Source organism: Morganella sp. HSTU-ASny43, assembly GCF_022819185.1.
Taxonomy (GTDB): Bacteria; Pseudomonadota; Gammaproteobacteria; order Enterobacterales; family Enterobacteriaceae; genus Morganella; species Morganella morganii.
Genome location: NZ_WSPG01000033.1, coordinates 14,793 through 40,803, shown reverse-complemented (window position 1 = coordinate 40,803; position 26,011 = coordinate 14,793). Strand labels below are relative to the sequence as shown.

27 protein-coding genes and 1 riboswitch are annotated in these 26,011 nt (G+C 54.1%); of the genes, 10 read left to right on the top strand and 17 right to left on the bottom strand.

The annotated features are described in order from the left end of the window. The coding region (locus tag GN208_RS15555; protein ID WP_243828475.1) for a DEAD/DEAH box helicase at nucleotides 1-602 on the bottom strand (602 nt) is incomplete at its 3' end. 187 nt (nucleotides 603-789) lie between these two features. Between GN208_RS15555 and GN208_RS15550 the strand changes: the two genes are divergently transcribed. After that, nucleotides 790-939: a hypothetical protein gene (locus tag GN208_RS15550; RefSeq protein ID WP_004235712.1), complete on the top strand. Its 150-nt coding sequence runs from the start codon at nucleotides 790-792 to the stop codon at nucleotides 937-939. A 32-nt stretch (nucleotides 940-971) separates the two neighbouring features. After that, complete coding sequence (gene sseA, locus GN208_RS15545) at nucleotides 972-1,811, top strand: 3-mercaptopyruvate sulfurtransferase (RefSeq protein ID WP_004235710.1); 840 nt, start codon at nucleotides 972-974, stop codon at nucleotides 1,809-1,811. 56 nt (nucleotides 1,812-1,867) lie between these two features. Here the strand turns inward: sseA and GN208_RS15540 are convergent, their stop codons facing one another. The 3 genes from GN208_RS15540 to rhlE all read right to left on the bottom strand — a co-directional run bounded on the left by GN208_RS15540 (nucleotide 1,868) and on the right by rhlE (nucleotide 4,504). Next, entirely contained in the window at nucleotides 1,868-2,116 is a 249-nt protein-coding gene (locus GN208_RS15540) for a GlsB/YeaQ/YmgE family stress response membrane protein (protein WP_004235708.1), read from the bottom strand. Nucleotides 2,117-2,200: 84 nt separating this feature from the next. Then, complete coding sequence (gene dusC / locus GN208_RS15535) at nucleotides 2,201-3,145, bottom strand: tRNA dihydrouridine(16) synthase DusC (protein WP_004235706.1); 945 nt, start codon at nucleotides 3,143-3,145, stop codon at nucleotides 2,201-2,203. A 12-nt stretch (nucleotides 3,146-3,157) separates the two neighbouring features. Beyond that, the gene (rhlE, locus tag GN208_RS15530) at nucleotides 3,158-4,504 is read right to left on the bottom strand and encodes an ATP-dependent RNA helicase RhlE (RefSeq protein WP_004235705.1); all 1,347 of its coding nucleotides are present in this window, start codon (nucleotides 4,502-4,504) and stop codon (nucleotides 3,158-3,160) included. A 214-nt stretch (nucleotides 4,505-4,718) separates the two neighbouring features. On the opposite strand from rhlE, the gene cecR reads away from it, so the two are divergent. Genes cecR through GN208_RS15505 form a run of 5 tightly spaced genes read left to right on the top strand, consistent with a single transcriptional unit; the run spans nucleotide 4,719 to nucleotide 10,438 of the window. Then, on the top strand, nucleotides 4,719-5,405 hold the full coding sequence (cecR, locus tag GN208_RS15525) for a transcriptional regulator CecR (RefSeq protein ID WP_004235704.1): 687 nt from the start codon (nucleotides 4,719-4,721) through the stop codon (nucleotides 5,403-5,405). A 38-nt stretch (nucleotides 5,406-5,443) separates the two neighbouring features. Continuing rightward, on the top strand, nucleotides 5,444-6,442 hold the full coding sequence (gene hlyD, locus GN208_RS15520; RefSeq protein WP_004235703.1) for a secretion protein HlyD: 999 nt from the start codon (nucleotides 5,444-5,446) through the stop codon (nucleotides 6,440-6,442). Nucleotides 6,443-6,451: 9 nt separating this feature from the next. Continuing rightward, nucleotides 6,452-8,197 (top strand): ATP-binding cassette domain-containing protein, encoded by a 1,746-nt coding sequence (locus GN208_RS15515; protein WP_004235702.1) that lies wholly within the window; start codon nucleotides 6,452-6,454, stop codon nucleotides 8,195-8,197. Continuing rightward, the gene (locus GN208_RS15510; protein ID WP_004235701.1) at nucleotides 8,194-9,330 is read left to right on the top strand and encodes an ABC transporter permease; all 1,137 of its coding nucleotides are present in this window, start codon (nucleotides 8,194-8,196) and stop codon (nucleotides 9,328-9,330) included. The genes GN208_RS15515 and GN208_RS15510 overlap by 4 nt, the downstream gene beginning before the upstream one ends. A 10-nt stretch (nucleotides 9,331-9,340) precedes the next feature. Then, entirely contained in the window at nucleotides 9,341-10,438 is a 1,098-nt protein-coding gene (locus GN208_RS15505) for an ABC transporter permease (protein WP_004235700.1), read from the top strand. Nucleotides 10,439-10,501: 63 nt separating this feature from the next. Here GN208_RS15505 and GN208_RS15500 read toward each other — a convergent pair whose 3' ends face one another. The 6 genes from GN208_RS15500 to GN208_RS15475 form a co-directional block, all read right to left on the bottom strand. Next, entirely contained in the window at nucleotides 10,502-11,212 is a 711-nt protein-coding gene (locus tag GN208_RS15500) for a Bax inhibitor-1/YccA family protein (RefSeq protein WP_015422555.1), read from the bottom strand. Between the two features lie 200 nt (nucleotides 11,213-11,412). Beyond that, a complete protein-coding gene (moaE, locus tag GN208_RS15495; RefSeq protein ID WP_004235696.1) occupies nucleotides 11,413-11,868 on the bottom strand; it encodes a molybdopterin synthase catalytic subunit MoaE in 456 nt (151 codons plus the stop codon). Between the two features lie 3 nt (nucleotides 11,869-11,871). Continuing rightward, the gene (gene moaD / locus GN208_RS15490) at nucleotides 11,872-12,117 is read right to left on the bottom strand and encodes a molybdopterin synthase sulfur carrier subunit (RefSeq protein ID WP_004235695.1); all 246 of its coding nucleotides are present in this window, start codon (nucleotides 12,115-12,117) and stop codon (nucleotides 11,872-11,874) included. Then, on the bottom strand, nucleotides 12,114-12,593 hold the full coding sequence (moaC, locus tag GN208_RS15485) for a cyclic pyranopterin monophosphate synthase MoaC (protein WP_004235693.1): 480 nt from the start codon (nucleotides 12,591-12,593) through the stop codon (nucleotides 12,114-12,116). Before moaC ends, moaD begins: the two co-directional genes overlap by 4 nt. A gap of 25 nt (nucleotides 12,594-12,618) precedes the next feature. Next, nucleotides 12,619-13,602: a GTP 3',8-cyclase MoaA gene (moaA, locus tag GN208_RS15480; RefSeq protein WP_004235691.1), complete on the bottom strand. Its 984-nt coding sequence runs from the start codon at nucleotides 13,600-13,602 to the stop codon at nucleotides 12,619-12,621. Next, nucleotides 13,590-13,739, bottom strand: a riboswitch (molybdenum cofactor riboswitch). (Overlaps the previous gene by 13 nt.) A gap of 286 nt (nucleotides 13,740-14,025) precedes the next feature. Further along, complete coding sequence (locus tag GN208_RS15475; protein ID WP_004235690.1) at nucleotides 14,026-14,568, bottom strand: GNAT family N-acetyltransferase; 543 nt, start codon at nucleotides 14,566-14,568, stop codon at nucleotides 14,026-14,028. Between the two features lie 256 nt (nucleotides 14,569-14,824). On the opposite strand from GN208_RS15475, the gene yvcK reads away from it, so the two are divergent. After that, nucleotides 14,825-15,733 carry a uridine diphosphate-N-acetylglucosamine-binding protein YvcK gene (yvcK, locus tag GN208_RS15470; RefSeq protein ID WP_004235688.1) on the top strand — a complete coding sequence of 303 codons (909 nt, stop codon included), beginning with the start codon at nucleotides 14,825-14,827 and terminating at the stop codon, nucleotides 15,731-15,733. A 5-nt stretch (nucleotides 15,734-15,738) separates the two neighbouring features. Here the strand turns inward: yvcK and uvrB are convergent, their stop codons facing one another. The 5 genes from uvrB to bioB form a co-directional block, all read right to left on the bottom strand. Beyond that, the gene (gene uvrB, locus GN208_RS15465) at nucleotides 15,739-17,751 is read right to left on the bottom strand and encodes an excinuclease ABC subunit UvrB (RefSeq protein WP_004235687.1); all 2,013 of its coding nucleotides are present in this window, start codon (nucleotides 17,749-17,751) and stop codon (nucleotides 15,739-15,741) included. A 530-nt stretch (nucleotides 17,752-18,281) separates the two neighbouring features. Beyond that, on the bottom strand, nucleotides 18,282-18,965 hold the full coding sequence (gene bioD / locus GN208_RS15460) for a dethiobiotin synthase (RefSeq protein WP_243828474.1): 684 nt from the start codon (nucleotides 18,963-18,965) through the stop codon (nucleotides 18,282-18,284). Further along, nucleotides 18,952-19,746: a malonyl-ACP O-methyltransferase BioC gene (gene bioC / locus GN208_RS15455; protein ID WP_243828473.1), complete on the bottom strand. Its 795-nt coding sequence runs from the start codon at nucleotides 19,744-19,746 to the stop codon at nucleotides 18,952-18,954. The genes bioD and bioC overlap by 14 nt, the downstream gene beginning before the upstream one ends. Then, on the bottom strand, nucleotides 19,712-20,884 hold the full coding sequence (gene bioF, locus GN208_RS15450; RefSeq protein ID WP_004235684.1) for an 8-amino-7-oxononanoate synthase: 1,173 nt from the start codon (nucleotides 20,882-20,884) through the stop codon (nucleotides 19,712-19,714). The genes bioC and bioF overlap by 35 nt, the downstream gene beginning before the upstream one ends. A gap of 8 nt (nucleotides 20,885-20,892) precedes the next feature. Further along, the gene (gene bioB, locus GN208_RS15445) at nucleotides 20,893-21,930 is read right to left on the bottom strand and encodes a biotin synthase BioB (RefSeq protein WP_004235683.1); all 1,038 of its coding nucleotides are present in this window, start codon (nucleotides 21,928-21,930) and stop codon (nucleotides 20,893-20,895) included. 86 nt (nucleotides 21,931-22,016) lie between these two features. Between bioB and bioA the strand changes: the two genes are divergently transcribed. Beyond that, entirely contained in the window at nucleotides 22,017-23,318 is a 1,302-nt protein-coding gene (gene bioA, locus GN208_RS15440; protein ID WP_004235682.1) for an adenosylmethionine--8-amino-7-oxononanoate transaminase, read from the top strand. 200 nt (nucleotides 23,319-23,518) lie between these two features. Here bioA and pgl read toward each other — a convergent pair whose 3' ends face one another. After that, a complete protein-coding gene (pgl, locus tag GN208_RS15435; RefSeq protein WP_004235681.1) occupies nucleotides 23,519-24,508 on the bottom strand; it encodes a 6-phosphogluconolactonase in 990 nt (329 codons plus the stop codon). 222 nt (nucleotides 24,509-24,730) lie between these two features. On the opposite strand from pgl, the gene GN208_RS15430 reads away from it, so the two are divergent. Beyond that, complete coding sequence (locus GN208_RS15430) at nucleotides 24,731-25,552, top strand: pyridoxal phosphatase (protein ID WP_004235680.1); 822 nt, start codon at nucleotides 24,731-24,733, stop codon at nucleotides 25,550-25,552. Between the two features lie 85 nt (nucleotides 25,553-25,637). Here the strand turns inward: GN208_RS15430 and GN208_RS15425 are convergent, their stop codons facing one another. Continuing rightward, nucleotides 25,638-25,994: a hypothetical protein gene (locus tag GN208_RS15425; protein WP_015422553.1), complete on the bottom strand. Its 357-nt coding sequence runs from the start codon at nucleotides 25,992-25,994 to the stop codon at nucleotides 25,638-25,640. Between the last annotated feature and the right edge of the window lie 17 nt (nucleotides 25,995-26,011).

Below are 26,011 nucleotides of genomic sequence, written 5' to 3'. Positions count from 1 at the left end.
TACTGGCAGTTGCGGCCGAGACAACTGAGTTTATCAGTGCTGATTTTGCGCCACAGGCTGTCCGGAATGGAGGTTTTGTGGTGATCGCGCAGGCCGTCCCAGCCGAAAGAGGTAAAATCATTCTGCAGCTTGCGCACAGTATCGCGTTCAGAGGCCGTTGCCACATCTGCCTTGTCTTCGAGCAGCAGCATCAGGTCGATCTGTTCCCCTTCCGCCGCGCCGATCACCGCCATATTGCGCGGACACACGTAGCGCCCGCGCCCGAACGCACCGGTAAAACGCAGGTCAGGGATAATTTTTGCCAGCAGCGGCAGATCTTTGCTGTAGATCTGATCCTGCAACGCGACATTGGCGGTGCTGATCACCAGCAGCTTTTGCTGTTCCCGCGCGACCGCAATGCCCGGGATCAGATAAGAGAGGGTTTTTCCCACCCCGGTCGGGGCTTCAATCACCAGATGCCGTCCTTCATCACCCGCCATCGTCCGGGCAACTTCCGCAATCATTTCCCGCTGCGGGGCGCGCGGGACAAAGCCGTCAATCTGCTCCGGCAGGGCTTTGTACCAGGCGCTGATTTGTTGTTTGACGGTGGCGGAAAGGGGCATCTGAAAAACCTATGGATAAATAAACAGGGCGCTATTGTTTCACACTACAGAAAAAAAATCAGCATGTCCGGGCCGTTACCGCTCATTTTCTGCATACGGTTGCTTCAATAGTTTGTTACAATTAATCAACATAGCCCCCGGATTTGTCCGGCAGACAGGCTCCACCAGATAAGACCAGAATACATCTATGAAGAAATTATTGATTATTTTCATTTTTATTTTTGCCTTCGGCTCCCTCGGCGGCGTTTTTCTTGCCGGAATGAATATGTATAATCGTTCGGTTGCCCCTGAGACTCCATCCACGGCGCAGGAAACAACCACCGGAGAAACCCGGTAGCTCTCTGCGTCCTGCTAACGAGGTTAATTGCGATGTACCGAGACTATTTTGTGACCGCAGACTGGCTGCACACGCACCTGAATGACGACAATCTTGTTGTGCTCGATGTCAGCAAAGCGCCGCCCGGTCAGCCCGCAGATTGCCATCAGTTATGGCTTGAGCGCCATATTCCGGGCGCACACTATTTTGATCTGGACAAAGTGGCTGATCTCTCTTCCCCGCTGCCGCATATGCTGCCGTCACCGGAAGTGTTCGCACAGGCTGCCGGTGAATTCGGGATCGATAATGACACCATGGTGATTATTTATGACCAGGGTAACCTGTTTTCCGCCCCGCGCGCCTGGTGGACACTGAAAACCTTCGGTGTGAAAAATCTGCGTATTTTACAGGGCGGACTGAATGCCTGGGCCGGTGCCGGTTATACCACCGAAAGCGGTGAGCTGCCGCTGCCGCAGGCGAAAACCTTTGTGCCGGAGTTTCAGCGTCATAATGCGGTAAATAAAGATGATGTGCTGCTGGCAATTACGGATCCGGAAATTCAGATTGTCGATGCCCGTTCTGCCGACCGTTTTCAGGCGCTGGCACCGGATCCGCGTCCCGGCGTGCGTTCAGGCCATATTCCCGGCAGTTGCAATGTACCGTGGAATACCCTGGTGGAGAACGGGATCTTCAAATCCCCGACGCAGATTCAGCAGATATTCCGTGATGCGGGTGTGGATTTAAGCAAATACCTGGTGGTGTCCTGCGGTTCCGGTATGACAGCCGCCATACTGCTGCTGGCGCTGACACTCACCGGCCATCAGAATGTCCGTCTGTATGACGGTTCCTGGGCGGAATGGGGCGGCTCAGACACCCTGCCGATTGAACCATAAAAAAATGCCGGAGCGCGTCAGCTGCTCCGGCATTTTTTAAATCTGTTATGCGGCTGTCAGCCCGCAAACTTCCCGGCGAGAAACAGCACCACCATCGCACCGATCACCGCTACCACAAAGCTGCCGAAATTAAACCCGTCGACACGCCCCTTGCCGAAGAAAACACTGATATATCCCCCGACAACAGCACCAACAACACCCAGTACAATCGTCATAATAATGCCGATACTATAGGTTCCGGGCATAATCCATTTCGCCAGCACACCGGCGATCAGGCCAAAAATAATCCAGGACAGAAAATTCATCAGTACCTCCTGCTGTATTAACGGGTTAAGAAAAAATCCGGCTCACCTGTCAATTAAAGTGCGATATGGCAAAAAAAGCAAATTTTATGCACCCTGAGCCCGGGCAATCGCCTGTGCAATCGAGGCAGAATCTTTCAGCGGGCGGATCACGGCAAAAAGTTCATCCGCTTCCTGCGAATAGGCTTTATGCAGATAGCTGAACCACTGTTTGATACGCGCCACATGGTACAGCCCGGTATCACCCTGCTTTTCCAGCTGCGTGTAGCGGTACAACAAAGCCACCACTTCCGGCCACGGCATAAAGGGCGCGTTATATTTAACCACACAGCTCAGGTTCGGCACATTGAGCGCCCCGCGCCCGAGCATCACCGCATCACAGCCGGTCACAGCCAGGCATTGCTGCGCACTCTGCCAGTCACGGACTTCGCCGTTGGCAATCACCGGAATGGAGAGCCGCTGACGGATAGCCGCGATCGCCGGCCAGTCAATCAGATCCGCACGATAGCCTGCTTCTTTGGTGCGCCCGTGCACTGTGATCTCGGTTGCCCCGCCTTGTGCCACCGCATCGGCGATTTCAAACTGGTGCGCATTGCTGCTCCAGCCGAGCCGCACTTTCACCGACACCGGCAGATGTGCCGGTACCGCTTCACGGATAGCTTTGGTGCCCTGATAAATCAGCTCCGGGTCTTTAAGAAGCATCGCCCCGCCGCCGCTGCCGTTCACTGTTTTGGACGGGCAGCCGCAGTTGAGATCCACCCCGTGCGAGCCGAGTTCCGCCGCACGTGCGGCATTTTCCGCCAGCCATTGCGGGAACTGCCCCAGCAGCTGGATCCGCACCGGCGTACCGGATTCGGTCAGACCGCCGTTTTCCAGCTCCGGACAGAGACGGAAAAACAGTTTCTCCGGCAGCAGCATATCCACCACACGGACAAACTCGGTGATACAGAGATCATAGTCATTCACCGCCGTCAGCAGATGACGGACGAGGGGGTCTAAGACCCCCTGCATTGGTGCTAAAAGAACACGCATGAGCCGGTTCCGTTATTTGCCCCGGTTACCCCACGGGCTGCCGGAGTCGCTGTTGCCGGAACGCGGTTTGTGCTGACGCGGACGCGGCGGACGTTTGTCACCGCCACCGCTGTTACCGCGGCCTTCGGCGCTGCGACCCTGTCCGCCCTGACGTCCTCCGCCGGAACGTCCGTTGCCGCCGCGACCCTGCTTCGCTTTCTGGATAGGTTCGGCTTTGATGGACGGATCCGGATCGTAACCCGGTTCAGCCATCCGCTCGATTTGCTTTTTCAGCAGTTTTTCAATGTCACGTAATAAGTCATGCTCATCGACACATACCAGTGATAATGCCAGGCCGGTAGCCTCCGCACGCCCGGTACGGCCGATACGGTGGACATAATCTTCCGCCACATTCGGCAGTTCATAGTTCACCACATACGGCAGCTGCTCGATATCCAGACCGCGTGCCGCGATATCAGTCGCGACCAGAGCGCGGATAGCGCCGCTTTTGAAATCCGCCAGTGCACGGGTACGTGCGCCCTGGGATTTATTACCGTGGATAGCCGCCGCTTTGATGCCGCTGTCGTTAAGGAATTCCGCCAGACGATTGGCACCGTGTTTGGTGCGGGTGAAAATCAGCACCTGCTCCCAGTTATCACGGCCAATCAGGTGCGCCAGCAGTTCTGCTTTGCGTTTTTTATCCACCAGATGAACAAACTGTGTGACCTGCTGTGAGGCACTGTTGCGCGGGGAAACTTCCACCGTCACCGGATTATTCAGAATGGTATTCGCCAGAGATTTGATACCATTGGAGAATGTCGCGGAAAACAGTAAATTCTGACGTTTCACCGGTAATTTTTTGATAACACGGCGGATATCATGGATAAAGCCCATATCCAGCATGCGGTCAGCTTCATCCAGCACCAGAATTTCGACTTTGGATAAATCCACGGCATTCTGATGTTCCAGATCCAGCAGACGGCCCGGAGTGGCAATCAGGATATCCACGCCGCCGCGCAGTTTCATCATTTGCGGGTTGATGCTCACCCCGCCGAAGACCACCAGCGAACGGGTGCGCAGATGGCGGCTGTACTCGCGGACGTTTTCGCCGATCTGAGCGGCTAGTTCACGGGTCGGGGACAAAATCAGCGCGCGGACCGGACGCCCGCCGCCTTTGCGCGGATTATCCTGTAAATATTGCAGGATAGGTAAGGTAAAACCGGCGGTTTTTCCGGTACCGGTTTGTGCGCTGGCTAATAAGTCATGTCCGGCAAGAACCTGCGGAATGGCCTGCATCTGAATCGGGGTCGGCTGTTCGTAGCCCATCTCTGCGACGGCCTTCTGAATTTCCGGGCATAATGGTAATGATGAAAAACTCATGAATTGTTAAGACTCCGCCCCGGTCTGTTGTCTGCGGGGCCTGCTGATAATTGAATGTCGAAAATTAATCCGTCACTCCGGAAGAAATATCGATAAAATACGTCTGTGATCAATCCGTTGCTTACTGCTCATTTACAACAGATACTGATGAGCATACAGTTAATCATATGATTGATCTCTCGTTTATGCCGACACACCCATAAGGATATACGCCATGTCAGTCAATACGACTAATACGCCGCGAGGCGAACAAGCCAAACTCGCTTTACTGGAAGCCGCTATTGAGATTTTCGGACTGAACGGCCCAAATAGTGCCACTACTCGCCAGATTGCACAACGTGCGGATCAAAATATCGCAGCTATTGCTTATTATTTCGGCTCAAAAGACGGGTTGTATCTGGCCGTTGCACAGCATATTGCCGACATTATCCGTGATGAATTCCGTCCTGTCATTGAAGAAATTGATCTGTTTCTGGAAAACGGCGCTGACGAACGGGATGAAAGCCGCTGTCTGCAACTGATTGAACTGAGTTTTCTTGCCTACAATGAGCTGGTACTGAAGAAAAGTAATATTAATATCAGCCGGATTATGTCGCGCGAGCAGTTAATTCCGACCAAAGCTTACACGCTTATCCACGAACAGGCGCTGTCTGCGATTTTTACCCGCCAGGCCAGATTAGTTGCCCGTTATACCGGGCTGCCGGACGGACATATCAATACGCTGATCCATACACACGCTCTGATGGGTGAGATTTTATCTTTCCGTCTGGCACGGGAAAACCTGCTGCGCCAGACCGGCTGGGATAATATCGGCCCGAAAGAGTATGACATGATCAATGATGTGCTGCGGGAACATATCCGGTTGCTGCTCAGCGGATTAAAGCAGCATTACCGCAACTGATACACCGCTGTCTCTGATAACTCACCAGGAATCAATTCATGAAGCCAATGAAAAAAACCGGGATATTTATCATTATTCTGATCCTGCTGGCCGGTGCCGGCGGATGGTACTGGTGGGAGTCGCGCCCGTCGGGGCCTGCTCTGCTGTACGGTAATGTGGATATCCGGACGGTGAATCTTGGTTTTCGTGTCGGCGGCAAACTGCAATCCCTGAATGCGGATGAAGGGGCGGCGGTTCAGCCCGGTGAGCTGCTCGGTATGCTGGATGATACACCGTACCGTCACGCCCTGCTGAAAGCGGAAGGGGTACGGGACAGCGCGCAGGCGGCATTACTGCTGATGGAAGCCGGCTACCGGCCGGAAGAAATCGCGCAGGCAAAAGCCGATGTTGCCCGTAATACGGCAGCGGCGGAGTTTGCCCGTCAGTTTTATCAGCGCCAGGCCGGACTGATGAAAAGCCGTGCTATCTCCGCCAATGACCTGGAAAATGCCCGTAATCAGCGCAATCAGGCCGATGCGGCACTGAAAGCCTCACAGGACAAACTGAACCAACTGGAAAACGGTTACCGCAAAGAAGAGATTGCCGAAGCGCGCGGACAGCTGAAACAGGCTGAAGCCGCCGTGGAGCAGGCACAGCTTGACCTGGCAGACACCCGTCTGACCGCACCGGCAGCAGGTACTATTCTGACCCGCGCCATCGAGCCCGGCACGATTTTACCGGCAGGCAGCACCGTGTTCACCCTGACACTGACCAATCCGGTGTGGGTACGGGCGTATGTCAGCGAAAGCGAGCTGGGACAGGCACAGCCCGGCCGTAAAGTATTACTGGAAACCGACAGCCGCCCGGGCAAACCGTATCACGGGCATGTCGGATTTGTCTCCCCGACTGCCGAGTTTACCCCGAAATCCGTTGAAACCCCGGCACTGCGGACAGATCTGGTCTACCGTCTGCGCATTGTGGTGACGGATGCCGACCCGCTGCTGCGTCAGGGGATGCCGGTCACTATCCGCTTTGATAATGAAGAGCAGCAGCCGTAAGGAGAGACGATGCCAGACATCACTATCTCCCTCAGTGCCGTCGAAAAATGCTTTCCCGGCCTTGATAATCCGGCAGTTGACCGGCTGACCACCACCATCCGGGGCGGCGGTGTGACCGGGCTTGCCGGGCCGGACGGTGCCGGGAAAACTACCCTCATCCGCATGCTGGCCGGATTACTGAAACCAGACGGCGGGGAGATCCGCGTGGCCGGGTTTGATCCGATTGAAGACAGTGTGGCTTTGCGCGCACAGCTCGGTTATATGCCGCAGAAATTCGGGCTGTATGAAGATCTGTCCGTGATGGAAAACCTCCGTTTATATGCCGAACTGCGCGGTCTGCCGCACCATGAACAGCAGGCTGTTTTTGACCGCCTGCTGACCTTTACTGACCTGACCCGTTTTACCGGCCGCATGGCGGGCAAACTCTCCGGCGGCATGAAACAGAAGCTCGGACTGGCCTGCACACTGCTCGGGCAGCCGCAGGTGCTGCTGCTCGATGAGCCGGGTGTGGGAGTCGATCCTATCGCCCGCCGCGAACTGTGGCGGATGGTGCACACTCTCGCCGATGACGGCATGCTGATCCTCTGGAGTACCTCTTATCTGGATGAGGCAGAACAGTGCCGCGATGTGCTGCTGCTCAATCAGGGAAAAGTCATTTATGAGGGCAAACCGGCACAACTGACAGAAACGATGGAAGGCCGCTCTTTCCTGCTCTCCGCAGCCCCCGGTGAACGCCGCCGCATCTTACAGGAGGCATTGATTCAGCCACAGGTGTCTGATGGTGTTATTCAGGGACGTTATGTCCGGCTGATTGTAAAACCACAGGCCGATACCCACACCCTGCTCAGCGCGCTGAAATGCCCGGATGCAGAGCTGCTGCCTGCTAAGCCCCGTTTTGAGGACGCATTTATTGATCTGCTCGGCGGCGGCCCTTCTCACCGCTCACAGCTGGCGCAGATTATGCCGCAGATCCCGGCGGCACCGGATGAAACCGTGATTGAAGCCGTCAGTCTGACGAAAAAATTCGGCGATTTTGCCGCGACCGATCATGTGGATTTTCAGGTCAAACGCGGGGAGATTTTCGGCCTGCTCGGCCCGAACGGTGCGGGCAAATCCACCACCTTTAAGATGATGTGCGGCCTGATGATCCCGAGCAGCGGCCGCGCTCTGGTGCTGGGGCTGGATCTGAAAACCAGCTCAGCCAAAGCCCGCAGCCGCCTGGGTTATATGGCGCAGAAGTTTTCCCTCTACGGCAATCTGACGGTCGCCCAGAACCTGAAATTTTTCTCCGGCGCTTACGGGCTGCGCGGCAAAGCGCAGCAGCAGAAAATCGATGATATGGTGAATGCCTTTAATTTCACCCCGATCCTGCGCCAGACCACCGAAGATTTGCCGCTCGGCTTCAAACAGCGGCTGGCGCTGGCCTGCGCCCTGATGCATGAGCCGGATATTCTCTTTCTCGATGAACCCACCTCCGGGGTTGACCCGCTCACCCGCCGTGAATTCTGGCTGCATATTAACGGCATGGTGGATAAAGGCGTCACCGTGATGGTGACCACTCACTTTATGGATGAGGCGGAATATTGTGACCGCATAGGGCTGGTCTATCACGGCAAAATCATTGCCGCCGGTACCCCTGATGAGCTGAAAGCCTCGGTGGCAGACGACACCCGTCCTGATCCGTCAATGGAAGATGCCTTTATCGGGCTGGTCGAGGAGTATGACAAAGAAAGCGCACAGGAGGCTGCATCATGAGCACACCTTCCGGTTTTTCATGGCGCCGTCTGCGGGCGCTGTGCATCAAAGAGAGCAAACAGATTGTCCGCGACCCGTCGAGTGCCCTGATCGCAATTGTGATCCCGCTGATTCTGTTATTTATTTTCGGTTACGGTATCAATCTGGATTCATCAAAACTGCGCCTCGGGATTCTGGTGAATCAGCAGAGCGAACCGGCGCGGGAGCTGATCAACGCCTTTACCGGCTCTCCGTTTATTGATGCCACCCTCAGTGATAACCGCCGTGAATTAATTGATAAACTCCAGGCGGGGCATATCCGCGGTATTGTGGTGCTCCCGGCGGATTTGGACAAACGTCTGGCCCGTCAGGGCGATATCGCACAGATTCAGGTGATTACGGACGGCAGCGAGCCCAATACCGCTAACTTTGTGCAGGGCTATGCCAGCGGTATCTGGCAGATCTGGCAGCAGCAGCGGGCACAGGATCGGGGGATCAGCAGTGAACCGCCTGTTGATGTCCGGCTGCGCTACTGGTTTAACCCTGCGGCTATCAGCCAGCATTTTATTATCCCGGGGGCTATCAGCATCATTATTACCGTGGTCGGCGCTATCCTGACCTCACTGGTGGTGGCACGGGAATGGGAGCGCGGCACCATGGAAGCCCTGCTCTCAACACAGGTGACCAAAACGGAACTGCTGCTCTCCAAACTGCTGCCGTATCAGGTGCTCGGCAGCTTTGTCATGGTGCTGTGTATGGTGGTGACCGTGTATGTGCTGGATGTGCCGTATCACGGCTCGCTGTGGCTTCTGGCCCTGGTGACCTCCCTCTATCTCGCCACCGCGCTTGGTATGGGATTGCTGATATCCACCGTGACCCGCAATCAGTTTAACGCGGCTATGATTTCGCTGAACGCCGCATTTCTGCCTGCGATTATGCTGTCCGGCTTTGTGTTTGAAATTGACAGTATGCCGGTGGCGATACAGGTGGTAACTTATGTGATCCCGGCGCGCTACTTTGTGGAAAGCCTGCAGACACTGTTCCTGGCGGGTAATATTATGCCGGTGATTATCAGTAATCTGGTGTTGCTGATCCTGTCAGCGCTTGTGTTTATCGGCCTGACCGCCCTGAAAACCCGCCGCCGGCTTGATTAAGGAGACTGCCATGTTTCATCGGATACTCACCTTAATTATCAAAGAGCTGCAATTACTTCTCCGAGAGCGGCAGACCCGGACGATCCTGATCGTACCGGTAATTTTTCAGATGATTTTGTTCCCGCTGGCGGCAACGCTGGAAGTCACCAACGCCACTATCGCCATTTATGATGAGGACAAAGGCCCCGCATCCATTGAACTGACCCAGCAGTTTGCCAAAGCCAGTGCGTTTTCTGATGTGCTGCTGATCCAGAACCGGCATGATGTACAGGATGTGATTGATAACCGCAAAGCCCTGCTGCTGGTGCATTTCCCGCAGAATTTCAGTGCACAGCTCGCCGCACAGAAACCGGCACAGCTGCAAATCCTGCTCGACGGACGAAACTCCAACAGTGCGCAGATTGCCGCCAATTATGTTCAGCAAATCACCGCGCATTACCAGCAGGAGCGGATGCCGCAGGCGGTCACCAGTGAGCTGGTGGTGCGCAACTGGTATAACCCGAATCTGGATTACAAATGGTTTATCGTGCCGTCGCTGGTGGCGCTGATCACCACCATCGGCGTGATGATTGTCACCTCTCTCTCTGTTGCCCGTGAGCGGGAACAGGGTACGCTGGATCAGTTGCTGGTTTCGCCGCTGACCACCGGTGAAATCTTTGTTGGTAAGGCAGTTCCGGCACTGATAGTGGCCACGGTCCAGGCCAGTATTGTGCTGGTGATCGGCATTTTTGCTTACCGCATCCCCTTCTCCGGCTCACTGCTTCTGTTTTATTTCACCATGATGGTGTACGGCTTGTCGCTGGTCGGGTTCGGCCTGTTAATCTCCGCGCTTTCCGCCACCCAGCAGCAGGCCTTTATCGGTGTGTTTGTCTTTATGATGCCTGCCGTGCTGCTGTCCGGTTATATTGCCCCGGTGGAGAATATGCCGGTCTGGCTGCAACATATCACCTGGGTCAATCCTATCCGTCATTTCAATGAAATTACCAAACAGATTTACCTCAAAGATGCGGATTTCAGTGTTATCCGCCAAAGCCTCTGGCCGTTACTGGTGATCGCCGTGACCACAGGAACCGCCGCCTATACGTTGTTCCGGCGGAAGATTGCGTGAATCAGAACGTAAAAAGGCCGGTTTTCACCGGCCTTTTATTGTTACATCCTGTTCTGTCTGTGATTAGCGGCGGTCGCCCATCAGGCGCAGCAGCATCAGGAACAGGTTGATGAAATCCAGGTACAGCGACAGCGCACCCACGATCGCATAGCGGCGCATGGTGTCTTTGTTGTTGCTGTCAATCTGCTCACCCAGCTCACGCAGTTTCTGAGTGTCATACGCGGTCAGACCGGCAAACACAATCACACCGATATAGGTGATGATCAGTGTCATACCTTCGCTTTTCAGCCAGATATTAACCAGTGACGCGATGATAATACCAATCAGCCCCATAAACAGGAAGTTACCCATCCCGGACAGGCTGCGCTTGGTGGTGTAGCCGTAGATACTCAGCGCACCGAACATCCCTGCCGTGATAAAGAAGGTGCTGGCAATAGACGATGACGTATAAATAATAAAGATACTGGATAATGTCAGTCCGGTCAGAACAGAGTAAAGCATAAACAGACCGGTGGCTGCGGCACCACTCAGGCGCTCAATCATGCCGGAAATGACCCAGACTAATCCCAGTTGGGCAATAATCAGGCCAAAAAAGACAATCTTGCTGGAATAAATAAAATTCATTATGTTGGCGTCGTTTGATGCATAAAAAGCAACAAACGCGGTCAGTAACAGACCCACAGCCATCCAGCCGTAAACCTGGGCCATATAAGCCTGAATACCGGAGCCCGCCTGTGAAACTATCGAGCCGTTAGAACGAGGAAATCGGTCCATGATGGATAACCCTTTCATCTGTATCAAATTGTTTATCGGATGATAAACGACCAAGGACTATAGATTATCACATAAAAAGGGTGTTGCCAGCAGGCAAACTGTCAGGAATTCTCCCCATTTCTTTACAAACAGAGAATATTTTTAACCTGATGTACAGCCGCCGGAAAAAATCCGGCGATCAGGAGGTTATCAGCGGTAAATTACCAGCGATCTGCGGCTTTCTGGTCGCTTTCTCTGGCATCCACCCAGCGGGTACCGCCTTCCGGCAATGTCTCTTTTTTCCAGAACGGCGCGCGGGTTTTTAAGTAATCCATCAGAAATTCAGCCGCTTCAAATGCCATGCCGCGATGGGCGGCGCTGACACCGACAAACACAATCTCATCATTCGGGTATAAACTGCCGACCCTGTGGATCAGCGTCACCCGCTGTAATTCCCAGCGCTCACGCGCCTGTGTGACAATATCCGCCAGCGCTTTTTCGGTCATGCCCGGGTAGTGCTCCAGCGACAGAGCCGCCACATTATCACCCAGGTTATGATTGCGGACTTTACCGGTGAATGTGACCACTGCGCCGTCATCCGCGCAACCGGCCAGCCACTGATATTCCTCACCGACACTGAAATTGTCCGTCTGAACAGCAATCCGGGTATTATTCATGGCTCAGCCTCCGGTGACCGGCGGGAAGAACGCGACTTCGTCACCGTCTGTCAGCGGGTGCGACAACGGCACAAAAGACTGATTCACCGCACACAGCAGTTTGCCGGATTCCAGCGCCAGTGCCCAGCGTTCACCGCGCTCACACAGCGCGGCCCGCAAATCTTCCGCTGTGGCGTAATCACACGGCAGAGAAAGCTCATCGGTATTCACCAGCTCGCGCACCTGCGCGAAAAACAGTACCTTAATCATGCGTCCGCCTTAAAATGTCCTGATTTCCCGCCGCTTTTTTCCAGTAAACGCACCGGGCCGATAACCATATCCTTCTGCACCGCTTTGCACATATCATAAATCGTCAGTGCCGCCACAGAAGCCGCAGTCAGGGCTTCCATCTCCACCCCGGTTTTACCGGTCAGGCGGCAGCAGGATTCAATACGCACACGGGATGTGTCCGGCTCCGCGCTCAGCTGAACCTCCACTTTGCTCAGCATCAGCGGGTGACACAGCGGGATCAGATCCCAGGTTCGTTTAGCGGCCTGGATACCGGCGATACGGGCTGTCGCAAAGACATCCCCCTTGTGATGGTTGCCGTCAATAATCATCTGTAAGGTTTTGGCATCCATGGTGATAAAGGCTTCGGCGCGCGCTTCGCGGACAGTTTCCTGCTTTCCGGACACATCCACCATGTTGGCTTCGCCCGCCGCATTAATATGGGTGAGTTGAGACATGTAAACTCCTGATATGACCGGCGGATCAGCCGCCGATAACGGATAAATTCGGGGTAATACCGCTGTCCCCCTGATGGAGGAAATGGGTTTCGCGTTTGTGCTGCAATGCGCGCTGAAGCCGTGCTTTCAGCTCCGCATCGTGTCCGTCTTCCGCCAGCAGATCACGCAGTGTGATCCCCTGCTCGCCGAACAGGCACAGATGCAGATTACCGACCGCGGACACCCGCAGACGATTACAGCTCTGGCAGAAGTCTTTTTCATACGGCATAATCAGGCCGATTTCGCCCTGATAATCCGGATGACTGAACACCTGTGCCGGGCCGTCACTTCGGGCACGCGCCACCTGCTGCCAGCCTGCCTGTAACAGACGGGCACGGATAACATTGCCGGAGATATGGAAACGGCGGAATACATCGCTGCCGTCACCGGTTTCCATCAATTCGATAAAACGCAGCTGGATCGGGCGGTCTTTAATCCAGTTCAGAAATGCAGGCAGATGGATGTCATTGACATTCTTCATCAGCACCACATTCACTTTTACCTTCTCAAAACCGGCCTCAAACGCGGCATCGATACCACTCATCACCTGCATGAATTTATCCTGCCCGGTGATAGCATGAAACTGGCGCGGGTCGAGACTATCCACACTGACATTCACGGCGCTCAGCCCGGCGGCACGCCAGTCGCGGATATCCCGTGCCATGCGGTAACCGTTGGTGGTCACGGCAATGGTGCGGATATTCTCATTTTCGCGGATAGCGGCAACGATATCGGTAAAATCGCGGCGCATGGTCGGCTCACCGCCGGTCAGACGGATTTTTTCCGTGCCCAGCTGAGCAAACGCGCGGGTCACCCGGCGGATTTCGCCGAGAGAAAGAAAGGATTTGTGTCCGTTTGGTTTATAACCATCAGGCAGACAATAGTTGCAACGGAAATTGCAAACGTCTGTCACGGAGAGGCGCAGATAGTAAAATTTGCGCGCAAAGGGATCTGTCAGTTGTTCAGTCATAACACCTTTCCAAATACGGGAGATGCGGACATTTCTATCCTGCACCCTGGTGGCACTCGTGAGTGTCACGGCCAGCTCACCCTATTTCCGGTTCCGACCTGAAACGTAGGTGTGAAGGCTAGGAGTTAATCGTTGTCATTAATGCTGTTAATAACCACGCTAAGTGAGTTGATTCTAGCGTTGCCCTGCGGGAATTACCATGATAAATACGCTATATATCTTATTATACAACGAGTTACCGGGCCTCCGGGAAAAGGAACGGATACGCCGGATAACGAAAATTTCACACAGTTTTTCAATTAATTAGCAAATACATTATAGATTACTGAATAAATAATAAACAGCAAACCGCCGGAAATACGGCGGTTTGACAGGAAAATTATTTACCGGTTTCTTGATCTGACACAGGTATAGCAGGCCCGGTCAGTCCAGTGTAACGTGATAGAAAATAACGGATTTATGATTCATTCTCAGTGTCTCCTGCGGGCGGAATCCGTTACGCTCTGCCAGCCGGATGGAGGGTTTATTCTCTGGAGCAATAATACACACGCATTCATTAATACCGCGCACCTCTTTCAGCCAGTTCAGTATGGCTCCCAATGCTTCACCGGCATAGCCCTTACCGTGTGCCCGCTTTGTAAACACCCAACCCGCTTCCGGATAGTGGCTGATGTCTTTTTCCATTTCACGGTAAAAATCCGCAAAACCGATATCCCCGATATACTCTCCGGTGCTTTTCTCCCTGACCGCCCAGTAACCATAGCCCAGCAGCGGCCACAACCCGAGATACGCCAGCATCCGCATCCAGCTGTCACGCGGTGTGGAGATTTGTCCTGCCATAACATGATGCGTTACCACCGTGTCTGACCACATATCAGCAACCGCCGCATGATCTTCTCTGCGGTGGGCACTCAGGATCAGACGGTCAGTTTCCAGCACCGGAATGGTGCACGTCAGGTCATTCATGATGTTCTTCCTGTCATTTATTGATTTTTGTTATTGATGTTTATTTGTGATGCTTTCAGTCACCGCATTCACTCATACCATGACTTCCCTGCCGCTGCCACTTCTGAATCACACGTAAAAGTACGCAGCAAAAAGATAATTTATCTTTATGATTGACCGGAGTTTGATAAATCTCAGTATCGTGACGCGAAAAATTGGTTTTTATGATAGATTACCGCGCAAATAAATATGAAAACTCAGGGAATGCATAAACACTATGGGAAACCGCACACTCACGTCGCTGGAACATGTTGTTGCTTTAGGCGGAGGCCACGGGCTGGGACGGGTGATGTCCTGCCTGAACGGTCTGGGATCGCGGCTGACCGGCGTGGTCACCACCACGGATAACGGCGGCTCCACCGGCCGGATCCGCCGGGCGGAGGGCGGCATTGCCTGGGGCGATATGCGCAACTGTCTCAATCAGATGATCACGGAGCCGTCGATTGCTTCCACCATGTTTGAATACCGTTTTAGCGGTAACGGCGAACTGGCGGGACATAACCTCGGCAACCTGATGCTCAAGGCGCTGGATCATATGAGTGTGCGTCCGCTGGATGCCATCAATCTGATCCGCAATATGCTGAAAGTCAAAGCTAAATTGATACCGATGTCGGAAACGCCGGTCGACCTGATGGCTATCGACAGCGAAGGTCATGAAGTGTACGGCGAAGTGAATGTCGATCAGCTGACCTGCCCGCCGCAGGAGTTACAGCTATCCCCGCCGGTGAAAACCACCAAAGAGGCGCTGGATGCCATCTGCCGCGCGGAACTGATTATTATCGGGCCGGGCAGTTTCTTTACCAGCCTGATGCCGCTGATGCTGCTGCCCGATTTCACCAAAGCCATTAATTTTAATCAGGCGCCGATGATCTATATTGAGAATCTCGGCAAAGAACTGAGCCCGGCCGCGGCGTCCCTCAGCCTGAGTGAAAAAATCGCCGTGATTGAAAAACGCATCGGCCGCAAACGGATAGATGCAGTGGTGTGCGCACCGCATATCAATACCGGCGACCTCGGCGACCGCCTGATTGTCAGAGAGGTCCTGGAGGCACAGGATGTACCGTACCGCCATGACCGCCGCCTGCTGCTGAGTGCGCTGGATAAAACAATCGCCCTGCTGCCCTGATCCCGTCAGGAGTTGGCAATAAACTGCTCACGCAGCCCCTGTAATTCATCCCGTACCGCTGCCGCCTGTTCAAATTCCAGATCCTGAGCGTGGCGGTACATCTGTGCTTCCAGCTCCTGAATTTTAACTTCCAGCTCTTTCGGCGACATACGCTGATAATCGCTGCTTTTCGCGGCTGCTTTCCCTTTGCCTTTATTCTTCGCCCCGGCTGACGGCTGGCCGATTTTAAGGATATCGCCAATCTTTTTATTCAGCCCTTTCGGCACAATACCGTTTGCTTCGTTAAACGCCATCTGCTTCTCTCTGCGGCGTTCGGTTTCCTCAATAGCCCTCGCCATTGAGTCAGTGATTTTATCGCCGTAGAGAATCGCTTTGCCGTGCAGGTTACGGGCGGCACGACCAATGGTCTGGATCAGTGAACGTTCGGAACGCAGGAAGCCTTCTTTGTCCGCATCCAGAATCGCCACCAGCGACACTTCCGGCATATCCAGCCCCTCACGCAGCAGGTTGATACCCACCAGCACATCAAACTCCCCGAGACGCAGATCGCGGATAATTTCCACACGTTCCACCGTATCGATATCCGAGTGCAGATAACGCACCCGCTCGCCGTGCTCTTCCAGATATTCGGTGAGATCTTCCGCCATCCGTTTGGTCAGCGTGGTGACCAGCACGCGCTCATTTTTCTGTGCGCGGATGCGGATTTCAGACAGCAGATCATCCACCTGAGTGGTCACCGGACGCACTTCCACTTCCGGATCGAGCAGCCCGGTCGGCCGGACCACCTGTTCAACCACATCAGACCCGGATTTCTCCGTTTCATATTTGCCCGGCGTGGCGGACACATAAATGCTCTGCGGCGCGAGGGATTCAAACTCCTCAAAGCGCAGCGGACGGTTATCCAGCGCGGACGGCAGACGGAAACCGTACTCCACCAGCGTTTCTTTGCGCGAACGGTCTCCTTTGTACATCCCGCCGATTTGCGGAATGGTGACGTGGGATTCATCAATTACCAGCAGGCCGTCCGCCGGCAGGTAATCAAACAGGGTCGGCGGGGATTCACCGGATTTGCGTCCGGAGAGGTAGCGTGAGTAGTTTTCGATACCCGAGCAGTAACCCAGTTCATTCATCATTTCCAGATCAAACTGAGTGCGCTGGGCGAGGCGCTGCTCTTCCACCAGTTTGTTGTTGTCGATCAGGAATTTGCGCCGCTCCGCCAGCTCCGTTTTAATCCCTTCCATCGCCTCAATGATGCGCTCACGCGGCGTTACATAGTGGGTTTTCGGGTAAACGGTAAAGCGCGGTACCTGATAATGGATATGGCCGGTCAGCGGATCAAACAGCGACAGGCGCTCGACCTCATCATCAAACAGTTCCACGCGCAGTGCGTAATCATCAGATTCCGCAGGGAAAATATCCACCACTTCGCCGCGCACACGGAATGTGCCGCGCTGAAAGGCCTGGTCGTTACGGGTGTACTGGAGATCGGAAAGGCGGTGCAGGATCGAGCGCTGATCAATGATCATCCCCTCGGTGAGGTGCAGCATCATCTTCAGGTAGCTGTCCGGATCACCCAGCCCGTAGATAGCGGAAACGGACGCCACCACCACCACATCCCGCCGTTCCAGCAGGGCTTTAGTGGCGGAGAGCCGCATCTGCTCAATGTGTTCGTTTACTGAGGCATCTTTTTCGATAAAGGTGTCAGAACTCGGCACATAGGCTTCCGGCTGATAGTAGTCGTAGTAGGAGACAAAATATTCCACCGCGTTTTCCGGGAAAAAATCTTTAATCTCACTGTAAAGCTGCGCGGCAAGGGTTTTGTTGGGCGCCATGATCATGGTCGGGCGGTTCAGCGTGGCGATAACATTGGCAATGGTGAAGGTTTTCCCCGAGCCCGTTACCCCAAGCAGCGTCTGATGCGCCAGCCCGTCTTCCAGGCCCTCAACCAGTTTTGCAATGGCCTGCGGCTGATCACCGGCCGGTTTAAAGTCAGAATGCAGTTTAAATAGTTTGCTCATTGGCCCCCCTGCGCGAATAGGGTCACTATGATACTGGATAAAAAACCAGCTTCAACCCCCGGCAGAAAAAATCCGTTATTTTGTGATTTTTTGCTTGCAAAACCGGGGAAAATTTTATTGGCTTTCCACAGTTATCCCCAAAAAAAAAGCACTTGCAATTTTAAATTATGCTGAAATCTGATGCCCCTCTGACCAATTGCTATTTTTCACGCCGGAGGACCCTTGATTTTATTTATCTAATTGTTATTTATGAATAAATCATAAAAGCCCGATTTTACAACAATGTCAGTGAAAGCCCCGTTCCTGCAAGGATAGCGTGAGTTTTCTAAAGTTAATACACAGGGTTATCCACAGGAATAGTGGATAACTTAATAAAGTCGTTTGCCGGTGCATGGTTGCGTGACATTGTGCAGTCATAAAATTGTCACTTTCAGCACAAAGAGAAAAAATAATTCAGGATTTTTTCCTGATAAAAAACACCCGGCCGGAAGATTTGCCGTGATCCCGGCACGATCCGTCCGGATGCAGGATCAGTGCGCGGAAACCGGCAGTGAAAGATAGCCGGATAAGTCCTGATTCATCGGGTCCGGCAGATGCGGTAACACACCCAGGCACAGTGCCGGGATCAGGTTATTCAGTGTCGCCAGATACTCCGGCTGACGCAGGCCCGGCGGTGTGACTTCATTCGCCACCCAGCCCGCCAGGGTCAGTCCGGCCTGCTGTATCGCCAGTACAGTCAGTAACGCGTGATTAATGCAGCCGAGCTTCACCCCGACGACGAGGATCACCGGCATCCGCATTTGTGCCGCCCAGTCCGCATAACTTTGTGTGGCCGACAGCGGCGTAAACCATCCGCCCGCCCCTTCGGTCAGTACCCAGTCAGCCTGCTGATTTAAGGCATGCAGCCCGTCAGTCATCACCGAAAATTCCAGCGGGGTTTGAGTCAGTTCGCTGACAATGTGTGGTGATGTCGGCTCGGCAAAGGTATAGGGGTTAATCTGCGCGTAACTGACCGCCGGTACCGTATGCCGCCACAATGCCAGTGCATCACTGTTGCGCAGCCCCTCCTCCGTCATCTCACTGCCCGAGGCTACCGGCTTATACCCCGCGCAGCAGAAACCGGCGTTGCGGGCCGTTTGCAGCAGGGCGCAGCTGACCACGGTTTTACCGGCATCCGTATCGGTGCCGGTTAAAAACCAGTTATTTTTCAACATGTATGACTCCGTACTGAATAAGATAGCTGAGCGGAAATACGCCGTCTTCGGCGGGATAATGATTCGCCAGCTGAATGAGTTTATTGCGTGTCATCAGCCCGGCAGCACGTCCCTGATGAACATGGGTAGCTCCAATCCCCTTGAGGGAGTGCAGCAGCGCGGGCAGAGAATCAAAGGAGAGCCGGTAACACACTTCTGACAAAGTATGCCGGTAAGGCTGACAGGCGGCGGAAACCGCCTCACGGCTGAGAAAACCGTTGGCGTGACGGTTGCTGTCCACCCGGGAAAACGCCTGATTCAGCTCGTCCAGCGACCCGCTGAGCAGGGTGGAAAACGCCACCACACCACCGGGCCGGGTTACCCGCACCAGTCCGGCCAGCGCCGCCGCCAGTGAATCACACCACTGCACCGCCAGATTGCTGAAACAAAAATCAAACTGATTATCCGCAAAAGGCAGCTGTTCGATATCCCCCTGCACATAACGGGTCGCCCGCTGCTGCTGCCGGGCGTGTGCCAGCATGTCAGGGGAGAGATCAAACGCCGTCACACAGCGGCAATCCGCTTTCCACTGTTCACTGAAAAACCCGGTACCGCAGCCTGCATCCAGCCCGTGCAGTTCCGGTAATAACAGCTCGGAAAGCGCCTGTGTGGTCAGGCGGCGCAGATGGTATCCGGTTTTCTGCTGAAGGTGCGCCACGGTGTCATAGTGTCCGGCGGCGCGTCCGAAAGCCGCGGCAACAGCGGCTTTATTCACAGGGGCGGTAGTGACGGCAGAATGCATCCAGCGCCTCCGTAAGCTGTGTGATATCGTCGCGGTGATGGGCGCTGGTCAGCGTGATGCGCAGACGGGCGGTATTCGGTGGCACAGTCGGCGGACGGATAGCTTTCACCCACAGGCCGCGCTCCTGTAAATAGTGCGACAGTGCCAGGGCTGCGCGGTTATCCCCTACGATCAGCGGCTGGATCGCCGAGGCGGACGGCAGTAACTGCAGCGGCAGATGCGCCACCCGTTCACGGAAGAAGCGGATGTTTTCCGCCAGTGTGTCCCGTAACCCGTCACCGTGACGGATTTCCTGCACCGCTGCCTGAATGGCACACGCCTGTGCCGCCGGGAAGGTGGTGCTGTAGATAAGATGACGGGCATATTGCGTAAGATAATCCGCCGTCTGTGCATCGCACAGCACCGCCGCGCCGCTGGCCCCGACCGCTTTACCGAAGGTGACAATCTGAATATCCGGGCGTATCCCCGCCGCATCACAACTGCCCCGCCCTTCACGGCCGCAGACACCGATACCGTGCGCATCATCCGTCATCAGCCGCGCGTTATGCTGCCGGGTGAGCGACAGGATCGCCGCCAGCGGCGCGGCATCCCCGTCCATACTGAAGATCCCTTCAGTGACCACCAGGGTTTTGCCGGTACTGTTTTCAGTCCGACTCAGCCGGGTACTGAGATGGGCGGTATCATTATGATGAAAACGGCTGAATTCAGCGGGTGAATGCATCGCCGCTTCCATAATGGAGGCGTGAGCGAGTTTGTCGCAGATAAGGTGGTCGCCGCGCTGCATCAGTGCGGTGATCACCGCCTGATTAGCGCTGAAACCGGAGACAAATAAGATCGCCCGATCAAACCCGAGCCACTCCGCCAGCATCTGCTCCAGGTCCCGGTGTGCCGTGGTGTAACCGGTGACATGACCGGATCCGCCGCTGCCCACACCGTATTGCCGGGTACCGTCACACCAGGCGCGGATCACCGCCGGGTGGCGGCTGAGGCCGAGATAATCATTACCGGAGAAATTCACGGCACGTCTGCCGTTAATCAGGAGGGTGCGCCCGTCCGCGCCGTCATTGGCCTCGCGGCGGCGTACCGCATCCTGTTCCTGCGCCTGCTGCAGGCGCTCAGAGAGAAAAGTCTGCCACATGGTACGGCTCACAGGGCTGCGTTATAGAATTTTTCGTCATCGCTGTGGCTGATGGCATCCAATAAAGAATCCGTCTCTTCATTGTCACCCCGGGTAACATGGATGGCTTCGCGTTTGATCCCCAGCTTTTTAAACAGGGCAATATCGGTATTTTCTTCCGGGTTGGTGGTGGTGAGCAGTTTGCAGCCGTAGAAAATGGAGTTCGCACCCGCCATAAAGCAAAGCGCCTGGGTCTGTTCATTCATCATTTCACGACCGGCGGAGAGGCGCACATGAGACGTTGGCATCATAATGCGGGCAACAGCGATGGTGCGGACGAAATCAAACGGATCGACTTCCTCATTATCCTCAAACGGCGTGCCTTTGATTTTCGCCAGCATGTTGATCGGTACACTTTCCGGTGCTTTCGGCAGATTCGCCAGCTGTACCAGCATCGCCGCGCGGTCGCGCACCGCCTCACCCAAACCTAAGATCCCGCCGGAGCATACTTTGATCCCCGCATCCCGCACATTGTCGAGGGTGTCGAGTCTGTCCTGATAGGTCCGGGTGGTGACAATCGAGCCGTAAAATTCCGGCGAGGTATCGAGGTTGTGGTTATAGTAATCCAGACCTGCTTTGGCAAGGCGCTCCGCCTGTGAGCTGTTCAGCATACCGAGTGTCATGCAGGTTTCCATACCCAGCGCCCGCACTTCTTTCACCATGGTTTCCAGGTACGGCATATCGCGCTCATGAGGATTCTTCCACGCCGCGCCCATACAGAACCGGGTCGAACCGGCTGCCCGCGCCTTACGCGCCGTCTCCACCACCTGCTGTACTTCCATCAGACGCTCTTTTTCCAGCCCGGTCTTGTATCGCGCACTCTGCGCACAGTATTTACAATCTTCCGGACACGCCCCGGTTTTGATGGAAAGCAGTGTGCTGATCTGCACCTGCTGCGGGTCAAAATGCCGGCGATGTATGGTCTGAGCTTCATACAACAGTTCAAAAAAAGGTTTTTCAAACAATGCATTGGCTTCTTTTAATGTCCACTGACGACCTTGGCTCATAACTGTAACTCCCGATAAAAAAGTGTTGCCAGTTTAAATATCAGCATTATCATGTCAACTTTATTTGCATTGAAATGGTTTACATAATGGCTTTTTCAGGGAATATTTCAGGTCACGCCTTTTCGGATGATGATGCGGATTTTGACCGCCGCCACATCTGGCACCCTTATACATCAATGACTCAGCCGCTGCCGGTCTATCCGGTGGTGTCGGCACACGGTGCGGTGCTGACACTCGCAGACGGCCGCGAACTGGTTGACGGTATGTCCTCCTGGTGGGCGGCTATCCACGGCTATAATCACCCGGTACTGAATGCGGCGGTGACTGAACAGCTGTCACAGATGTCACATGTGATGTTCGGCGGGATCACTCATCCGGCTGCCGTTGCACTGTGCCGCCGTCTGGTGGCAATCACGCCGGAGCCGCTGGAATGCGTGTTTCCTGCCGACTCCGGTTCGGTCGCGGTGGAAGTGGCCCTGAAAATGGCGCTGCAGTACTGGCAGGCACGCGGCGAAAAACGCCACCGGATAATCACCCCGCGTCACGGCTACCACGGCGATACATTCGGCGCGATGTCAGTGTGTGATCCGCAAAACTCCATGCACTCACTCTGGCAGGGCTATCTGCCGGATCACCTGTTTGCTGATGCACCGCAGTGCGGATTTGATGAGGAATGGCGGCCGGAAGATCTTCATTCTGTGGAAAACCTGCTGGCACAGCATCATCATGAGGTCGCTGCCGTGATCCTGGAGCCGGTTGTCCAGGGGGCGGGCGGAATGCGCTTTTACCATCCGGAATATCTGAAAGGCGTAAGATCACTGTGTGATCACTACAATGTCCTGCTGATTTGTGACGAAATCGCCACCGGATTCGGGCGCACCGGTAAACTGTTTGCCTGTGAACACGCAGGTATATCACCGGACATTATGTGTCTCGGAAAAGCGATTACCGGTGGTTATATGACACTCTCAGCCACCCTCACCACCCGCCATATTGCAGACACCATCAGTCAGGGTGACGCAGGCTGCTTTATGCACGGTCCGACCTTTATGGGTAATCCGCTGGCCTGTGCCACGGCAGTGGCGAGTATTGATCTGCTGTTGTCCGGAGACTGGGCTGCGTGTGTGAAGGCTATCGAAACACAACTAAAAAGCGCTCTGCTGCCGCTGAAATCCCGCAGCGGAATCCGCGATGCGCGGGTACTCGGTACCATTGGTGTGATTGAAACGGAAGAGCCGGTGAATATGGCAGAATTGCAGCGCCGTTTTGTTGACGCCGGAGTGTGGATCCGTCCGTTCGGACGGCTGATTTATATTATGCCGCCATACATTATTACAGCGGCACAACTGGAAAAACTGACGCAGGCGATAGATAAGGTAACGGCATAAATCCCGGCATATTTGATCACTCCGCCGTTCAGGTTAACAGCGGGTAACGGGCGAAGGAAACGAAAAGCATGCGCGTCATGGATGACGCGCCTGAGCGCACACGGATGTGTTTACAGCGACTTTTCGTTTTTGCCCGTTACCCGCCGGGCTCCGGAGTAACAGAAAACTACCTGAGCACTGTTATTTCAGCGTCAGCACTGTTATTTCAGCGTCAGCACTGTCACCCACATCGGCCCTTTCCCTGCCGGATAGCGGTTTATCAGGTGCAATTCGCCGGTAATCGCATCAATCCGGGAAACCGCCACATGGTGAGAAAGCTGTCCGGCTGAGATCAGGAAACGCCCGCTGTTATCCACCGCAAAACCGCGCGGCTGAGTTTCTGTCGGATAACGCCCCGCCAGCTGCAGATGACCGCCGTCATCCGACACCCGGTAGTGATTAATCACGCTTGATGCCCGCTCACAGGCATAGAGATGATGCCCGTCCGGCGTGATATGAATATCGGCAGCCCAGCGGCGTCCTGAATAACCATCCGCCATCATATCGACAGACTGAATTTCACGGACTTTCACCCATTCGCGGTAAACATTAATGGTCGCATTTAATTCATTCAGGCAATACGCCACATGTTTTGCCGGATGAAACGCCATATGGCGCGGCCCGGCACCGGCAGCAACCGTCAGCATATCGGCGTGACGTTCAGTTAAGCGTCCGTCTTCATCAATAGTGTAAACGCGGATATGATCTTCCCCGAGGCACGGCACAAACAGTGTGTGTCCATCCTGCGCAATATTGGCGGAATGCGGATTTTTTAATCCCTCGATCACCTGCACTGCACGGGCGGGAATACCGTTATCGCGGATCGGCAGTACCGCCAGATTTCCCTGATGATAAGAGGCGGCATACAGTGTGCGCCCCGCTTTATCAAGGGTGATATAGGCGGCAGTGCCCGGGAGCGGCGTCAGGCCGGTTTGTGTGAGTTTGCCGTCTTCCGCGATTTTATAAGTCGCCACCGCATTGCCCGGTTTGACCGCAGCATAAAGATGACGGCCATCCGGCGCGGTGATCAGCGGCTGCACCTGATCAGGCGTTGATACTGTCTGTAACAGTGACATCTCACCGTGTTCATTCATCTGCCAGACATGAATCTGATGACTTTCCGTACTGGCAACATAAACCACCTGCTTCATTCGCGCTCCTTAATATCATCACTTACCCGTTTGATTTTTAACAGGTAATGTAAGCATTTCTGTATAATAATACCGCACTTAGCGTTTATCGCGAAACAATTAACATGCTATATTATCAGTTATCTCCGCCCGGAATCATTCAGGATGCCGTCAGGATACAATAATATTCCCTGATGCCCGCCGTTATTCCGGTTCTGACACTCATACAAGGGGCTCCCTGTTATGTCTTACCGCGTCCTCGCATTTGATCTCGATGGTACACTTCTCGATCCGGATAAACATATATTGCAGGAGTCGCTGGATGCCATCCGCGAAGCCCGTCGTGCCGGGGTGCAGGTGCTGATTGTCACCGGCCGTCATCACGTTGCTATTCATCCGTTTTATCAGACATTGCAGCTGGATACACCGGCTATCTGCTGTAACGGTACCTATCTGTACGATTATCCGGGGAAAAAAGTGCTTTCCGCCGATCCGATGAGTGTCAGTGAATCCCGTCAGCTGCTCGAACGCCTGGCACAGACGGATATCGAGCATCTGATGTATATCTCGGATGCCATGCTTTATCACACTGACAGCAGCACTATTGAGCGGACACTGAACTGGTCAGCTTCTCTGCCGGAGCACCAGCGTCCGGTGATGCGCAAAGTGAATAATTTTCTTGATGAGGTTGATCGCGCTGACACTATCTGGAAATTCGCCACCTGCTCAGATGATCTGAACAAACTGCGTGAATTTACCGACGCTGTGGAAGCGGATATGGGACTGTCCTGCGAGTGGTCGTGGATAAACCAGGTGGATATTGCCCGCAAAGGTAACAGCAAAGGCCGCCGTTTACAGGAATGGGTGGAATCTCAGGGAATGACAATGAAAGATGTGATGGCATTTGGTGATAACCATAATGACATCAGTATGCTTTCAGCCGCCGGCCTGGGTGTGGCAATGGGTAATGCGGCAGACGAAGTCAAAGCACACGCTGACCTGATTATCCCGGATAATACCCAGCCGGGTATTGCGCAGGCAATCCGCCGTCATATTCTCAGCTGATAAATACAGTGTAATAGACCATAAAAAAACGCCTTTTAATAAAGGCGTTTTTATTTATTTCCCGCTGGCCAGAGAATAAAACCTGTTACTTATACTTATCAAAACTCCAGTTATTTTTTGGTTTTTCTGCCGGGTTCTGATTCGGGAATTTTGCATTTTCGACGATCAGCAGTAATTTCGATCCATCATAAGTATAGCCGCCCTCAGAATACTGATACGGGAAGCTTTCTGTTGCCACCACTTTATATCCCATACTGAGCAGATCAGGGATACGCATTCCGCCCTGGGAGCCGTCAGTGGTGCCGATACACCAGACTTTTAAGTTTTCGATTTCAACATCTTTGACTTTTTTCAGATAGGTGTAACACATCACCTGATTTGCCGCCAGCGCCTGGCCGCCGGAGAAAATACCCAGTAATAAAAAGAAAAGTGCTTTTTTCATTTTATCCCTCTGACTCA